12 protein-coding genes are annotated in these 12,181 nt (G+C 59.2%); 8 read left to right on the top strand and 4 right to left on the bottom strand.

The window, feature by feature from the left end:
• The first annotated feature begins 60 nt into the window (after nucleotides 1–60).
• From AC1Q6D_RS27565 to AC1Q6D_RS27555, 3 genes are read left to right on the top strand one after another with little or no spacing between them, the layout of a single operon-like run.
• Complete coding sequence (locus AC1Q6D_RS27565; RefSeq protein WP_103406527.1) at nucleotides 61–2,049, top strand: FUSC family protein; 1,989 nt, start codon at nucleotides 61–63, stop codon at nucleotides 2,047–2,049.
• Nucleotides 2,036–2,242 carry a DUF1656 domain-containing protein gene (locus AC1Q6D_RS27560; RefSeq protein WP_047532442.1) on the top strand — a complete coding sequence of 69 codons (207 nt, stop codon included), beginning with the start codon at nucleotides 2,036–2,038 and terminating at the stop codon, nucleotides 2,240–2,242. Before AC1Q6D_RS27565 ends, AC1Q6D_RS27560 begins: the two co-directional genes overlap by 14 nt.
• 10 nt (nucleotides 2,243–2,252) lie before the next feature.
• On the top strand, nucleotides 2,253–3,116 hold the full coding sequence (locus AC1Q6D_RS27555) for an efflux RND transporter periplasmic adaptor subunit (protein WP_103406528.1): 864 nt from the start codon (nucleotides 2,253–2,255) through the stop codon (nucleotides 3,114–3,116).
• A 48-nt stretch (nucleotides 3,117–3,164) separates the two neighbouring features.
• On the opposite strand, the gene AC1Q6D_RS27550 is transcribed toward AC1Q6D_RS27555, so the two are convergent.
• Both AC1Q6D_RS27550 and AC1Q6D_RS27545 read right to left on the bottom strand, forming a co-directional pair.
• Entirely contained in the window at nucleotides 3,165–3,635 is a 471-nt protein-coding gene (locus AC1Q6D_RS27550; protein WP_007974451.1) for a MaoC family dehydratase, read from the bottom strand.
• Nucleotides 3,636–3,676: 41 nt separating this feature from the next.
• Nucleotides 3,677–4,621 (bottom strand): alpha/beta hydrolase, encoded by a 945-nt coding sequence (locus AC1Q6D_RS27545; protein ID WP_103406529.1) that lies wholly within the window; start codon nucleotides 4,619–4,621, stop codon nucleotides 3,677–3,679.
• A 250-nt stretch (nucleotides 4,622–4,871) separates the two neighbouring features.
• Between AC1Q6D_RS27545 and fadD2 the strand changes: the two genes are divergently transcribed.
• Together fadD2 and fadD1 are read left to right on the top strand one after the other, a co-directional pair.
• On the top strand, nucleotides 4,872–6,560 hold the full coding sequence (gene fadD2 / locus AC1Q6D_RS27540; protein ID WP_103406530.1) for a long-chain-fatty-acid--CoA ligase FadD2: 1,689 nt from the start codon (nucleotides 4,872–4,874) through the stop codon (nucleotides 6,558–6,560).
• Between the two features lie 386 nt (nucleotides 6,561–6,946).
• A complete protein-coding gene (fadD1, locus tag AC1Q6D_RS27535) occupies nucleotides 6,947–8,644 on the top strand; it encodes a long-chain-fatty-acid--CoA ligase FadD1 (protein ID WP_103406531.1) in 1,698 nt (565 codons plus the stop codon).
• A 52-nt stretch (nucleotides 8,645–8,696) separates the two neighbouring features.
• Here the strand turns inward: fadD1 and AC1Q6D_RS27530 are convergent, their stop codons facing one another.
• Nucleotides 8,697–9,074 carry a hypothetical protein gene (locus AC1Q6D_RS27530; RefSeq protein ID WP_090324700.1) on the bottom strand — a complete coding sequence of 126 codons (378 nt, stop codon included), beginning with the start codon at nucleotides 9,072–9,074 and terminating at the stop codon, nucleotides 8,697–8,699.
• Nucleotides 9,075–9,273: 199 nt separating this feature from the next.
• Here AC1Q6D_RS27530 and AC1Q6D_RS27525 point away from each other — a divergent pair, with 199 nt between their 5' ends.
• The 3 genes from AC1Q6D_RS27525 (at nucleotide 9,274) to def (ending at nucleotide 11,141) form a co-directional block, all read left to right on the top strand.
• Nucleotides 9,274–9,465 carry a CsbD family protein gene (locus AC1Q6D_RS27525; RefSeq protein WP_090324694.1) on the top strand — a complete coding sequence of 64 codons (192 nt, stop codon included), beginning with the start codon at nucleotides 9,274–9,276 and terminating at the stop codon, nucleotides 9,463–9,465.
• A gap of 177 nt (nucleotides 9,466–9,642) precedes the next feature.
• Nucleotides 9,643–10,599 carry a YihY/virulence factor BrkB family protein gene (locus AC1Q6D_RS27520; RefSeq protein ID WP_103406532.1) on the top strand — a complete coding sequence of 319 codons (957 nt, stop codon included), beginning with the start codon at nucleotides 9,643–9,645 and terminating at the stop codon, nucleotides 10,597–10,599.
• A gap of 2 nt (nucleotides 10,600–10,601) precedes the next feature.
• Nucleotides 10,602–11,141, top strand: a complete 540-nt coding sequence (gene def, locus AC1Q6D_RS27515; RefSeq protein ID WP_103406533.1) for a peptide deformylase — start codon at nucleotides 10,602–10,604, stop codon at nucleotides 11,139–11,141.
• Nucleotides 11,142–11,222: 81 nt separating this feature from the next.
• On the opposite strand, the gene AC1Q6D_RS27510 is transcribed toward def, so the two are convergent.
• Nucleotides 11,223–11,651: a GNAT family N-acetyltransferase gene (locus AC1Q6D_RS27510; RefSeq protein WP_103406534.1), complete on the bottom strand. Its 429-nt coding sequence runs from the start codon at nucleotides 11,649–11,651 to the stop codon at nucleotides 11,223–11,225.
• Nucleotides 11,652–12,181 lie beyond the last annotated feature (530 nt).

Raw genomic sequence — 12,181 nt, 5'->3', positions numbered from 1 at the left:
GTTTCTCAAGTTTTCACTGAAGCCGTCTATCGTTAAATCGTCCTTCCAAGAGTCCCTTTCGTGCCCATCACTTTCCAGGCTTTATTGGCGCCTGACCGCCGCGCCGTGCAGTTCGCGATCAAGACCCTGATCGGCGGAGGCCTGGCGCTGTGGCTGGCCTTGCGCTGGGGACTGGAGCAACCGGCCTGGGCGCTGATGACGGCGTTTATCGTGGCGCAGCCATTGTCCGGCATGGTGCTGCAAAAGGGACTGGCGCGGCTGTTGGGCACATTGATCGGGACGATCATGTCGGTGGTGTTCATGGGCGCTTTCGCCCAGACGCCGTGGTTGTTTCTGTTGGCCCTGGCGCTGTGGCTCGGACTGTGTACGGCGAGTTCGACCCTGCTGCGCAGCGCCTGGTCTTATTCATTTGTGCTGGCCGGGTACACGGTGGCGATCATTGCTTTGCCGGCCATTGCCCATCCGCTGACAGTGTTCGATCAGGCGGTGGCGCGATGCACGGAAATTTGCCTGGGGATTGTCTGTGCCACGGCCAGCAGTGCCTTGCTCTGGCCGATGCGGGTCGAGCTGCAACTGGCCGATCAGGCCCGTGCGGCCTGGCGCAGCGGTATGAACGCCGCGCGGGCGACCCTGGCCGGCGATGGCCAGGCGCGCAAGGATTTGCTGGAAATCCTCGGCAGAATCGTCGCGGTAGACGCCCAGCGCGAACACGCCTGGTTCGAAGGCCGTCGTGGCCGGCAACGTGCGCGGGCCATCAGCGGTCTGAGCCAGAAGTTGTTGATGTTGCTGCGCATCGCCCGTTCGGTTCGTCGTCAGTGGAAGCAGTTGGAGCCCCAGGAGTCGGCGCAATTGGTGCCCTGGATGAACGAAGTCCAGGAGGCGCTGAACAGTGGCGACCCCGCGACGTTGCAAGCCTTGCGCCCACGCTTGCTGGAGGCGTCCCATGCGCGGCATATCAGCTCCGCGCAAAGTTACTGCCTGGTGCGGTTGACCTTGTTGATGGACACCGCGCTGGCGGCTGGTACCGCGTTGCAAGCGGTGGAGCAGGCGGGGGAGTCCCTCGACCCGCCAAGATCCCTGACCCCACACCGTGACCTGTCCCTGGCGCTGGTGTTCGGTGCCCGCAGCGCGCTGGCCTTTCTGGTGGTTTCGTGTTTCTGGCTCGCGACGGCATGGCCCGCCGCGGCCGGGGCGCTATTGCTGACGTGTGTGGTGTGCAGCCTGTTCGCCAGCCGCGAGAACGGCGCGCAGATCGGCATGAGTTTCATGCGCGGGATTTTTCTGGCGCTTCCGGCGGCGTTTATCGTCGGACAGATTCTGCTGCCGCAATGGAGCAGTTTCGCGATGCTATGTCTGGGCTTGGGCGTGCCATTGTTTTTCGGAGCGCTGGGCATGGCCAAACCGCAGATTGGCGCCACGGCGACTTCGTTCTGTCTGCACTTCATTGTGCTGGTGGCGCCGTTGAATCAGATGAAGTTCGACGTCGCCGTGTTTTTCAACAGTGCACAAGCCATGGTGATAGGCGTCGGTGCGGCGGTGCTGGCGTTTCATTTACTGATCCTGCGCAACCCGACCTGGCATGCCCGACGCCTGTTGGCCGCGACCCTTGGCGACCTGGTACGCCTGACCCGGCGCAATCTTGCCGGCGCCGAGAGCTGGTTCGGCGGACGCATGGCCGACCGTTTGCTGCAATTGGCGCGGCATTATCCGGAGCTGCCTGAGCCAGCACGCAGTCGCTGGGACGATGGCTTGCTCGGCCTGGATATCGGCGATGAATTGTTGCACCTGCGCTTGAGCCTGGCAGTGGCGCAGGTGCCGCTTACCGCACCGCAACGGCACTACCTGGAGCACCTGGAAAAAGTCCTGCAACAAGGTCCGGCTGGCAGTCGCGCCGAAGCGTTGGCCGAGCCGAGCCAAGCGTTGCTGCAGTCCTTGTACGTCTTGCCCCCCGATGACGCGGTGAAGCTGGCTCAGGGCGCGGTGCTGCAATTGCAAAACAGCTGGCGTACGTGGTGCCGCCAGCAGGAGGACGTCGATGGGCTTGCGTGAGTGGTCGGTGGGCGGGGTACTGCTCAGCCCGTTTCTGATTTATGTGGTACTGGCGTTGTTGGTCACCGGCGCCTTGCGCCTGTTGTTGCGGCTGACCCCGGTGAGCCGCTGGATCTGGCATGAAGCATTGTTTGATTGCGCCTTGTACGTCTGTGTATTGACCGTGATCACCTTCGTCCTCGGTCCCTTATAAGGAGTTGAATATGCGTACCTCCGTACGTGTCGCGGTAACCCTGTGTCTGGTGGCGGTGGCGATTTTTGCCGGGTTCCATTTATGGCAGTACTACATGCTCACGCCCTGGACTCGCGACGCGCGAATTCGTGCCGATGTGGTGGTGATTTCCCCGGACGTGTCGGGTTGGGTGCGTGAACTCAAGGCGTATGACAACCAGCAGGTGAAGGCCGGCGACCTGTTGTTGAGTATCGACCGTGACCGTTTCGAAGCCGCGCTGGAAAAGGCCCAGGCGGTGGTGCAGACCCGTCAGCAGCAACTTAATCTGCGCGAGCGCGAAGCCAGCCGTCGCGCCAGCCTCGGGCCGCAAGCGATCAGCGCCGAACTGCGTGAAAACGCGCAAATCAACGCGGGCATTGCCCGTGGCGAACTGCGTGAAGCCCAGGCCGAAGCCAAGATGGCACAAATCAATCTGGACCGCAGCCAGGTCCACGCGCCGCGCAATGGCCATATCACCAACCTGCGCCTGGCCGAAGGCAATTATGTGAATGCCGGGCAATCGGTCATGGCGTTGATCGACGATTCGACCTTCTATGTGCAGGCGTATTTCGAAGAAACCAAACTGCCGCGGATTCGCGTCGGCGATCCGGTGAAGGTCTGGTTGATGAGCGCCGGGGAGGCGTTGCAGGGACATGTGGAGAGCATCAGCCGCGGGATTACCGATCGCAATACAACGCCTGATGGTCAATTGCTGGCGGAAGTGGAGCCGACCTTCAACTGGGTCAGGCTGGCGCAGCGGATTCCGGTGCGGATCAAACTGGACCATGTGCCCGAAGGGCTGAATCTGAGTGCGGGCATGACGGCGAGCGTGCAGGTGCAGGAGGGTGCGCGCTAAATTGTGCCCGTGGCGAGGGAGCAAGCGCCATCGCCACGGGGCAGGGGATCAACCGATGCTGATGGCCGGCAACTCGGTCAGGGTTACACTCTGCTGTTTGCGCGGCGCCAGAATTTCCGCTTCGCCATCCACCACCAGTTCATCACGCTGGTTGAACACGCGGGTGGCAATGCGCACCCGAAACTTCGGCAGCTTTTCGAGAATCTCCAGACGCACGGTCAGGGTGTCGCCAATTTTCACCGGCTTCTGAAAGCTCATCTGTTGACCGATATAAATCGTGCCCGGCCCGGGCAACTCGCAAGCCACTGCCGCACTGATCAGCGCGCCGCTGAACATGCCGTGGGCGATACGTTCCTTGAACATGGTGCTGGCGGCGTATTCGGCGTCCAGGTGTACCGGATTGTGGTCGCCCGACATCGCGGCGAACAACTGGATGTCGCGCTCTTCGACGGTCTTGCTGAAGCTGGCGGTCTGGCCGACTTCAAGGGCTTCGTAAGGGGTGTTGGTAACCTGGGTCATCTGTCTCAATTCCTGTGACGAATAAAAAAATTCACAAAAAACTATTCGGCTCGGTGTGGACGACGATGGCTCAAGACCTGGGCGATCCAGGCCAGCACATCGGCGGTCACTTCATCGCGGTTGCTTTCATTGAACAGTTCATGCCGAGCCTGCGGGTAAATAGTCAGTTGCAGGCTCTGGCTGCCGGCCTTGCGCAAGGCATTGGCCAGATCTGTCAGACGTTTGCCTTCGCTCACCGGATCACATTCGCCGCCAATCACCAGCAACGGCAGGCCCGGATCGATCTGAGCGAGATTGGACGCTTTGCTGATTTGCTGCAACCCGCCGAGCAAATCGATCCACAGCTGATTGGTGCAACGGAAGCCGCAGAGCGGATCGTTGGCGTACAAGTCGACCTCCTTCGGATCGCGGCTGAGCCAGTCGAACCGGGTACGCGCCGGTTTGAACTTCTTGTTGAACGAGCCGAATGACAACCATTCGATCAGGGCGCTGCGGCCCTTGGGGCCTTGGCGCAGGCGTTCGAACCGGGCGATTTGCCGCGCCGCGCGATAAAGCGCAACGGGCTGGAAATTCGATCCACTGAGAATTGCCCCATGCAGGCTGGCACTGTGATGCAGCAAATAAGCCTGGGCAATGTAGCTGCCCATGCTGTGACCGAGCAGCACAATCGGCATGTCGGGATGCTGCTGGCCGATGTGCTGGTTGAGGCACGCCAGATCACCCACCACTTTGCTCCAGCCATCGCTATCGGCGAAATGACCGAGGGTCCCGTGTTCGGCAGTTTTGCCGTGTCCGCGCAAATCCGGCGCATACACGCCATAACCCTGTTCGCAGAGTTTTTCCGCCAGACGCGCATACCGCCCACTGTGTTCCGCCATGCCATGAGCCAGCAAAATCAATGCCTTGGGAATGCCTGCCGGTAGCCACTGGTTGACGAAGAGACGGCTGTGATCGCTGGTGGTCAGCCAGAAAGTGTCGTGGATCATGGCGTTTCCTTTGCTGGGGCATGGTACGTGCGGCTTGCAACCCAAGTGTATAGCGCATCCTGCGTCGGGCGTCTGATCTGCTCACGCCATGGGACGAAGATTCACACGATCTATGACGATCGTGCGCGTATTTGCCTGATTCGACATAGCTGCTAGTGTCCGTGAAGCTCCGCTTTTCGCTTTCTGCTTTTAAGAAATGACAGAGACAGAAAAGTGGCCCGGATAGGTTCAGGTAAAGAGGACAAGAACAATGCAACCTGATTTCTGGAATGACAAACGCCCGGCCGGCGTGCCCCTGGACATTGATGCGGGCGCCTATAAGTCGGTGATCGAGGTGTTCGAACGTTCCTGCAAGAAGTTTGCTGATCGCCCGGCGTTCAGCAACATGGGTGTCACCCTGACCTACGCTGAGCTGGAACGCTACAGCGCCGCCTTCGCCGGTTACCTGCAAGCCCACACCGACCTGGTGCCGGGGGATCGCATCGCGGTGCAGATGCCCAACGTCCTGCATTACCCGATCGCCGTGTTCGGTGCCTTGCGCGCCGGGTTGATCGTGGTCAACACCAACCCGCTGTACACCGCGCGGGAGATGCGTCATCAGTTCAAGGACTCCGGTGCCCGGGCGCTGGTGTACCTGAACATGTTTGGTGCCAAAGTCCAGGAAGTAGTGCCTGACACCGACCTGCAGTACCTGATCGAAGCGAAGATGGGCGACCTGATGCCGACCGCCAAGGGTTGGCTGGTCAATACCATGGTGAGCAAGGTCAAGAAAATGGTCCCGGCCTATCACTTGCCCCAGGCGATTTCCTTCAAGAGTGCACTGCGCATGGGCCGGGGCCTGGGGATCAAGCCGTTGAACGCCGGCCTCGATGACATCGCGGTGCTGCAATACACCGGTGGCACCACCGGCCTGGCCAAGGGCGCGATGCTGACCCACGGTAACCTGGTGGCCAATATGCAGCAGGCGCGGGCCTGCCTCAGTCAGACCGCTGTCGATGGCCACCCGCTGCTGCGCGAAGGTCAGGAAGTGATGATCGCGCCGCTGCCGCTTTACCACATCTATGCCTTCACGGCGAACTGCATGTGCATGATGGTGACCGGCAACCACAACGTGCTGATCACCAATCCACGGGACATCGGCGGCTTTATCAAGGAGCTGAAAAACTGGCGGTTCTCGGCATTACTGGGGCTCAACACGCTGTTTGTCGCGCTGATGGATCACCCGGATTTCAAGACCCTGGATTTCTCCAGCCTCAAACTCACCAACTCCGGCGGCACCGCACTGGTCAAGGCCACCGCCGAGCGCTGGGAGCAAATGACCGGGTGTCGGATCACCGAAGGCTACGGCCTGACGGAAACCTCGCCGGTGGCCTGCACCAACCCCTATGGCGACCAGTCGCGCATCGGCACGGTTGGCTTGCCGGTGCCGGGCACCACGCTGAAGGTCATCAACGATGAAGGCGTCGAGCAGCCGTTGGGCGAGCGCGGCGAGCTGTGCATCAAAGGCCCGCAGATCATGAAAGGCTACTGGCAGAAGCCCGAAGCCACCGCCGAAGTGCTGGATGCCGAGGGCTGGTTCAAGTCCGGCGACATTGCCGTGATCGACCCGGACGGGTTTGTGCGTATCGTCGATCGCAAGAAGGACATGATCATCGTTTCGGGTTTCAACGTGTACCCGAACGAGATTGAAGACGTGGTCATGGCCCACCCGAAAGTCGCCAACTGCGCGGTCATCGGGGTGCCGGACGAGCGCTCGGGCGAAGCGGTGAAGTTGTTTGTGGTGGCCCGTGAAACGGGGGTCAGCCTTGAAGAGCTGAAGGCGTACTGCAAGGAAAACTTCACGGCGTACAAAGTGCCCAAGCACATCGTGTTGCGTGAGTCGTTGCCCATGACGCCGGTGGGCAAGATCTTGCGGCGGGAGTTGCGTGATATCGCTTGATCGATGAATGACCCCGCTTTGCGTGGATCCTGTAGGAGCGAGCCCGCTCGCGATGGTCTTGAACGATGACGCGTAAACTCAGATGCCCCGCAACGGCCTCCAGTTTTTCGCCAGCAGGCTCGCTCCTGCATTGATTTAAGCCCCGTTTTTCGGGGCTTTCAGCACTTTATAGAATTTTTGCTCTAAAATGACTGCTTGTCATTCTTGAGTCACAAAAGTGACCGTAGAGGCCGCTTTTGGCTCTAGTCGACCCTTGGCAAAGCTGCTACTCTCGGCGCGCTTTGTGACTTCTCGGCCTTGTAAAAAGCCAGACTCACCAATAAACACACCAATAATAATCGCATCAAATGCGGTGCTGAATTCGCGTTGCTGAGGAGTGGGCTTCCATGAACGAAGACTTTTGGAAGGATAAGTACCCAGCTGGAATTGCTGCCGACATCAATCCAGACGAGTACCCGAATATTCAGGCAGTGTTGAAGCAATCCTGCCAACGCTTCGCCAACAAGCCGGCGTTCAGCAACCTGGGCAAGACAATCACCTACGGTGAACTGTACGAATTGTCCGGTGCCTTTGCGGCTTACCTGCAACAGCATACCGATTTGCAGCCGGGCGATCGAATCGCCGTGCAACTGCCCAACGTGCTGCAATACCCGGTTGCCGTCTTTGGTGCCATCCGCGCGGGCTTGATCGTGGTCAATACCAACCCGCTGTACACCGCGCGGGAAATGGAACACCAGTTCAACGATTCCGGTGCCAAGGCCCTGGTGTGCCTGGCCAACATGGCGCACCTGGCCGAGACCGTCGTGCCGAAAACCGGCGTCAAGCACGTGATCGTCACCGAAGTGGCCGACCTGCTGCCACCGCTCAAGCGCCTGCTGATCAATAGCGTCATCAAATATGTGAAGAAGATGGTCCCGGCGTACCACCTGCCAAAAGCCGTCAAGTTCAATGATGTGTTGAGCAAGGGGCATGGCCAGCCAGTGGCGGAAGCCAGCCCGGCCAGCAGCGACGTGGCGGTGTTGCAATACACCGGCGGTACCACCGGCGTGGCCAAGGGCGCCATGCTGACCCACCGCAACCTGGTGGCGAACATGCTGCAGTGCAAGGCGCTCATGGGCTCCAACCTCAATGAAGGTTGCGAGATCCTGATCACGCCGCTGCCGCTGTACCACATCTATGCCTTCACCTTTCACTGCATGGCGATGATGCTGATCGGCAACCACAACATCCTGATCAGCAACCCGCGCGACTTGCCGGCGATGGTCAAGGAACTGTCGAAGTGGAAGTTCAGCGGTTTCGTCGGCCTCAACACCCTGTTCGTGGCCCTGTGCAATAACGAAGGCTTCCGCAAGCTGGACTTCTCGGCGCTGAAAGTGACCTTGTCCGGCGGTATGGCCCTGCAACTGGCGGCGGCCGAGCGCTGGAAAGCCGTCACCGGTTGCGCCATCTGCGAAGGCTACGGCATGACCGAAACCAGCCCGGTGGCGACAGTCAACCCGATCCAGAACATTCAGATCGGCACCATCGGCATTCCGGTGCCCTCGACCCTGTGCAAAGTCATCGACGATGCCGGTGTTGAACAGCCAATGGGCGAAATCGGCGAACTGTGCGTGAAAGGTCCGCAGGTCATGAAGGGCTACTGGCAGCGTCAGGACGCGACCGATGAAATCCTCGACAGCGAAGGCTGGTTGAAGACCGGGGACATTGCGCTGATCCAGCCGGATGGCTACATGCGCATTGTCGATCGCAAGAAAGACATGATCCTGGTGTCCGGTTTCAACGTTTACCCGAATGAACTCGAAGATGTACTGGCAACCTTGCCGGGCGTGTTGCAATGCGCGGCCATCGGCATTCCGGACGAGAAATCGGGGGAGGCGATCAAGATCTTCATCGTCGCCAAGCCAGGCGTGACGCTGACCAAGGAGCAGGTGATGGAGCACATGCGCGCCAACGTCACCGGCTACAAGGTGCCGCGCTCCGTGGAGTTCCGCGATGCATTGCCGACCACCAACGTTGGCAAGATCCTGCGTCGCGAGTTGCGCGATGAAGAGTTGAAGAAGATCAAGGCGAAGAACGCCGCTTAATCAAGAAGCCCCGCAGACGCGGGGCTTTTTGTTAGTGCTCTTGTGGCGAGGGTTATTGGCGGAACGGCGCGAAATTGACGTTGGTGCCCGCCGGGCGCATGTCCTGCAGGTACGAGTCCTTGTCGGCGCTCAGTTCCAGGCTCAATGCGGCCTTGCGCTTGCCCTGGTTGCGCACCACCAGGCCTTCGAGTTTCTCGCGCAGGAACACCGTCGGCACTTTCAGGTGCAACAGTTCATCGGTTTCCGGGGTGTGCATCAGCAGGTGAATCCACTCGTACTGACCAATGGCCAGACGCGCGACCGGAATATCGAACCACCAGATGTTGCGGTTGCGGTTCAATTCGGTGAAGTGGCAGTTGTTGACGCCAAGCACTGCACCGCCGAGTTCCTGGTTTCTGCGGGCAATGGCCTGCTTTTTATCGAGTTTCATAACATTCCTACGGGATTGGATCTTCAGCGCCATGGCCTGAATACGTTGCGCATTCTCGGGGGTTGACGGGCAAACATAAAGCCCAACCTGCGCTGAACGATGAAATGTCGGGCTGAAAATAAATGAAACTCCGTGCAAACGCCTCCGGTCAACCTTGTGTAACGACCTTTTTCATCGAGATGTTCACAGGAGAAACACCATGAGCAGCACTGGCGATAAAGTAAAAGGCATGGCCAACGAAGCGGCCGGTAACGTCAAGCAGGGCGTGGGCAAAGTCACCGGTAACGACAAAATGCGCGCCGAAGGCGTGATGCAGGAAAAGAAAGGCGAAGCCCAGCAAGCCGTTGGCAAAGCCAAGGATGCATTGAAGAAAGGCATCGACAAGGCATAACCCAGCCTTTAATAAAGGTAAGAAACGGCCATCCGCGGATGGCCGTTTTTGTGTCAGCCTGAACTTGAGGGCTGAAATTGTTTCAAAGTCGCCAGCTAGAGTATTTTGAAGTAGTAAACGGCCCTTGAGTCGCCACGACTTAACCCACCATTTTGTTTGCGGCGAAAGGAGACGCTAATGATTTTCCCGGACATGAAAGGTCTGCCCTTGCACCGTGTGATGGTGCGCACGGTCACCGAGTTCATCGACGACGAGATGTCGACCTATGCCTCGGCGCTGGCCTATCAAATGCTGTTTTCGCTGTTTCCGTTCATTCTGTTCCTGATCGCCCTGATCGGCTTCCTGCACCTGCCGGACTTCTTCTCCTGGCTGCGCCTGCAATCTGAACTGGTACTGCCGCCCCAGGCCCTGGAGCAGGTGAACCCGGTGATCGACCAGCTCCAGCAGTCCAAGGGTGGGCTGCTTTCAGTGGGTATCGTGATCGCCCTGTGGACGGCCTCTGCCGGCGTGCGGCTGATGATGAGTGCGATGAACGCCGCCTACGATGTGGTCGAAGGCCGACCGGCGTGGAAGCGTTTTCCGCTGTCGATCATCTACACCGTCGGCGTCGCCGGCATGCTGTTGATCGCCGCCGCATTGATGGTCCTCGGGCCGCAAGTGATGAGCTGGATCGCGGCGCAAGTCGGCCTCGAATATTTCATTGTCACGCTCTGGACCATCGCCCGCTGGCCGGTGATCGTGATTCTGTTGATGGTGGCCGTGGCGCTGATCTACTACGTGATGCCCGACGTCAAACAGGAGTTCCGCTTCATCACCCCCGGCTCGGTACTGGCCGTGGTGGTGTGGATCATCGCGTCCCTGGGCTTCGGTTTCTACGTCAAGGAGTTCGCCAACTACAACGCCATGTATGGCAGTATCGGCGCGATCATCGTGCTGTTGCTGTATTTCTATATTTCTTCTGCGGTGCTGTTGCTCGGTGCCGAGATGAATGCGGTGATCGAGCACATGTCCAAGGAAGGCAAGGACCCGGGCGAAAAAGTCCCCGGCAAACACAGCCCGGGCATCGAACCCAAACACCATGTGTCGGGACTGGGCCGGGACCACTCGCTCAAACCGACCACTGACGAAGCCTGACCATGATCCGTGAAATTCTGAAAATGGGCGATGAACGCCTGCTGCGCATTGCCCCGCCGGTGCCGGCCGAGATGTTCGACAGCCCGCAACTGTGGCAATTGATCGACGACATGTTCCAGACCATGGAAAGCGTGGGCGGTGTTGGCCTCGCCGCGCCGCAAATCGGCGTCGACCTGCAACTGGTGATCTTCGGCTTCGAGCACAGCGAGCGTTATCCGGAAGCCGAAGCCGTGCCGCAGACGATCCTGATCAATCCCTTGATCACGCCGCTGAGTCCGACGCTGGAAGAAGGTTTCGAAGGCTGCCTGTCGGTGCCCGGTTTGCGCGGCGCCGTGGATCGTTATCAACACATCCGCTATGAAGGCTTCGATCCCAAGGGCGAGCCCGTCGTGCGCATCGCCTCGGGTTTTCATGCGCGTGTGGTGCAGCATGAGTGTGATCACCTGATCGGCCGGTTATACCCGTCGCGCATCAGCGATTTCAGCAAGTTCGGTTTTACCGAGGTGATGTTTCCGGACCTTGATCCGAACGCCGACGATTGAATCCTTAACAAGACCCCTGTGGGCGCGAACGTGCTCCCACAGGTGATCTCGACGCTATCGTCACTCACGCCGACTCACCGGTTACCCTGTGGCCCTGACCAGCGGTTCCAGGCCCATCGCGATCATCGGTTTGCTGCGCGCGTAACGGCTCAGGCGCTCTGTCATGGCATAGGGCATCGGTGGATCGAAGGCAAAGCCGCGATGCTCATAAAAACCGCGCAAGTCCGGGTGGCAGAACAGCCAGACCGGGCTTTCGGCGTCCTTCACCGCGGCAGCGATCAACGCAGCAGCGATGCCTTTCCCGCGACAGGCCGGATCGACAAACAACCCCGTCAGCCAATGCCCGCCGGACACCGGCCGCAAGCACAATGCCCCGACGATTTCGTCACGCCGGGCGACCCACAATTGCGCGTCGCGGACTGCCTTCATCGACGATTGGTGGGCGCGATAAAACTTGTTCATCAATGGCCATAAAGGCTCATCGAGCCGGGTGTACTGAGTGCTGGGCATGGGACCGGACTGTCGGTGTGCAAAGCGGGCGATTATAAAACAACGCGACCCCAAGGATAGGTGTATACCTGATCTCACATCCCGTGTGAGTGGAGTACGCATCATGTCCAAAGGTATGGATTCAAAGAAAGCAGCGAAGAAAAAACCGGCAAAAACCGCCATCGAGAAGCGTGCGGACAAGAAGGCCAAGAAAGTCGATATTTTCGGTCATTGATCCCGTGATCGGGGAGCCCGGTCCAAGGGCTCCCGCTGTTCGTCCAGTGAAGAAAAAATCTGCAAGAAACCCCGGCGTCGTTGCACAGAAGGGAAATGATCCCGATCCGGGCAACGCCATGCCTCATGACTCCGATGCTGCCCACCGATCCCTGTTTGGGATGCCTTCTCAGTCACACCAAGGCTGAACCGATTTTGTCCTCAATGCTGGCCGACTAGTGGCCTTGCTTAGCCATGACGGCTGTCTATGCTCATCTGTAACTAACCATGTCGGTGGCTTCCGGGTGACCGGCGTTCAACCGTGAGAGTGCGCATTG

This window comes from Pseudomonas sp. MT92, from assembly GCF_058792515.1.
This window is presented reverse-complemented; position numbering and strand designations above follow the sequence as displayed.